3 protein-coding genes and 1 pseudogene are annotated in these 2,309 nt (G+C 75.4%); all 4 read right to left on the bottom strand.

What is annotated here, in order from left to right:
- Positions 1-273, bottom strand: a pseudogene (locus GTQ99_RS22345) (hypothetical protein); the annotation flags it as partial.
- 38 nt (positions 274-311) lie between these two features.
- Complete coding sequence (locus GTQ99_RS27305; RefSeq protein ID WP_166617874.1) at positions 312-872, bottom strand: Clp protease N-terminal domain-containing protein; 561 nt, start codon at positions 870-872, stop codon at positions 312-314.
- A gap of 40 nt (positions 873-912) precedes the next feature.
- Positions 913-1,125 (bottom strand): helix-turn-helix domain-containing protein, encoded by a 213-nt coding sequence (locus GTQ99_RS22335; protein WP_166617873.1) that lies wholly within the window; start codon positions 1,123-1,125, stop codon positions 913-915.
- 77 nt (positions 1,126-1,202) lie between these two features.
- Positions 1,203-2,264, bottom strand: coding sequence for a substrate-binding domain-containing protein (locus GTQ99_RS22330; RefSeq protein ID WP_338075198.1), 1,062 nt, complete (start codon positions 2,262-2,264; stop codon positions 1,203-1,205).
- Positions 2,265-2,309: the final 45 nt, after the last annotated feature.

Below are 2,309 nucleotides of genomic sequence, written 5' to 3'. Positions count from 1 at the left end.
GACGAGGGTGCCGGGGTCGAGCAGCCCGGTCCCCGCGGCGGGCGCGTCGGGCAGGGGGGCGAGCAGGGGGCGCGTGAACCGCGCGTCCCCGGCGGCGGCGACCTCGCGCACCGCGGCGACGGGAGCCGGTCCCGCCGGCGCCGGCGGTTCCAGCAGCGCGACGCCGGCGGTGGCCGCCACGCCGGCCAGCGTGAGCAGTCCGGGGACCTTGAGCCAGCGCTGCACGTCGTTCTCCTCGTTCGTCCGGGTGAAGACCCCCCTCGCATCGGTCACCCGGGGTCGCGCCTTGAGCCCCTGCGGGCCCGGCCCGCTCAGGCCGAACGGCGCAGGTGCTCACGCACGGCGACGACGGCGGCCTGGCGGTCCAGGTCGACACCGCTCTGCCGCAGCGCCAGCACGGCGGCGGACTGCTCGTCGGCCAGCACGCCCAGGAGGACGTGCTCGGTGCCGATGGAGCGGTGGTCCAGGTCGAGCGCCGCCCGCAGGGCGTTCTCCAGCGCCCGCTTGGCGGGGCGGGTGAACGGCAGGTGGTCGGTGTCCAGCCAGCGGCCGAGGCGGCCGCGCCGGCGCGGGGAGGGGCGCTCCAGGGCACCGGGGCCGAAGGTCTGCTCGGCGCGGCGGCGGACCTCCTCCAGGTCGATGCCGAGCGCGCGCAGCGCCTCGGCGTCGCGGTCGGGCCCGCCGGCGACGACGGCGCGCAGGGCGGCGGGGTCGGCGCCCGCACCGCGCAGCACGGCGGCGGCGACGCCGTCGGACTCCAGCAGGGCGAGCAGCAGGTGCCGGTCGTCGATCTTGTGGTGGCCGAGGTCGCGGGCGACGGTCTGGGCGCCGACGACGGCCTCGCGGGCCCGGGGGGTGAACCGTTCGAACACGGGGGATCTCCGTCCTTCTCGTGGTGCGGGTCGGGTGCGCTCAGGAGCGGGCGGCGTGCTTCTTGTGCACGGCCTGCTTGGAGACCCCGAGGGCGGCGGCGATGTCGGCCCAGGACCAGCCGAGCTCGCGGGCGCGCTGCACCTGCAGGTCCTCCAGCCGGTCCAGCAGCCGCCGCAGGGCGGCGACGGCGCGCAGCCCCACCGCCGGGTCCGGGTCGGTCCCGGCGGAGACGAGGTCTTCCGGAGCGCTCATGCGTCAATGGTGGTTGACGATCCCCCAGGTGTCAACCCTTGTTGACGCACTCCTCCCGCAGCCCTCCCGGGCGGCGCTCAGGACTCGAAGGCGGTGGGCAGGTAGTCCTCGACGTTGTCGGCCGTGACGACGGGCGCGTACAGCTGGACGGTGCGCGGGACCTCGACCTCGACGAGGTCGCTCATCGCCTTGCCCTGCACGAGCAGGCGGGCCAGGCGGACGCCGTCGGCGGCCTGCGTGGAGGGGTAGACCACCGTGGCCTTCAGGACGGAGCTCCCCTCCTGGATCTCGCGCATGACGTTGGCCGACCCCGCACCGCCGACCATGACGAACTCGTCGCGACCGGCCTCCTCGATGGCGGCCATCACGCCGACGCCCTGGTCGTCGTCGTGGTTCCACAGCGCGTCGATCTGCGGGGCGGCCTGCAGCAGGTTCGCCGCCGCCTGCTGGCCGCCCTGGACGGTGAAGTCCGCGGCCACGCGGTTGTCGACGTCCAGGCCGCACTCGGCCAGCGCGTCGGCGAAGCCCTGGCTGCGGTCCTGGGTCAGCGGCAGCGAGTCGATGCCGGCGATCTCGGCGACCACGGCGTCGGGCTTGCCGCCGACCTGCTCGCAGACGTAGGTGCCGGCGGAGACGCCCATGCCGTAGTTGTCGCCGAGGACGGTGGTGCGCGCGGCGAAGGAGCTGGAGAACTCCCGGTCGACGTTGACGACGGTGATGCCCGCGTCCATGGCGCGGGTGGCGACCTCGGTCAGCGCCGCCCCGTCGTAGGGCAGCAGCACGATGGCGTCGACCTCGTCGTTGATGAACTGCTCGACCTGGCTGATCTGCAGGTTGACGTCGTTGGTGCCCTCGGCCACCCGCAGCTCGACGTCGCCGTAGCGGTCGGCCTCCTTGGTGGCCGCGGTGGTGACCGCGCCCATCCAGCCGTGGTCGGCGGCGGGCGCGGAGAAGCCGATGACGACCGTCTCGCCCTCCTCGTCGTTGCCGCCGCCGGCGGCCGCGGGCGCCGACTGCTCTCCGCCCTCCTGCTCGGCCGGGGTGTTGGAGGTGCAGGCGCCGATCAGCGCCGCGGTGGCCGTGGCGGCGCCGACGGCGACGAGGCGGCGGCGCAGGGAGGTGCGGGGGACGGACGACACGGGGGCCTCCTGGGTCCTGGTGCGCGGTGCGGGGAGTGGCGGGGG

The organism is Kineococcus vitellinus (assembly GCF_009906315.1).
Lineage (GTDB): Bacteria > Actinomycetota > Actinomycetes > Actinomycetales > Kineococcaceae > Kineococcus > Kineococcus vitellinus.
The sequence above is the reverse complement of the archived record's forward strand: the minus strand, read 5'-3'. Positions and strand labels throughout refer to the sequence as shown.

Bases quoted from the DNA above. Each gene is read 5' to 3' on its own strand.
- GTQ99_RS22335 (WP_166617873.1), bottom strand. From the start codon at position 1,125: ATGAGCGCTCCGGAAGACCTCGTCTCCGCCGGGACCGACCCGGACCCG.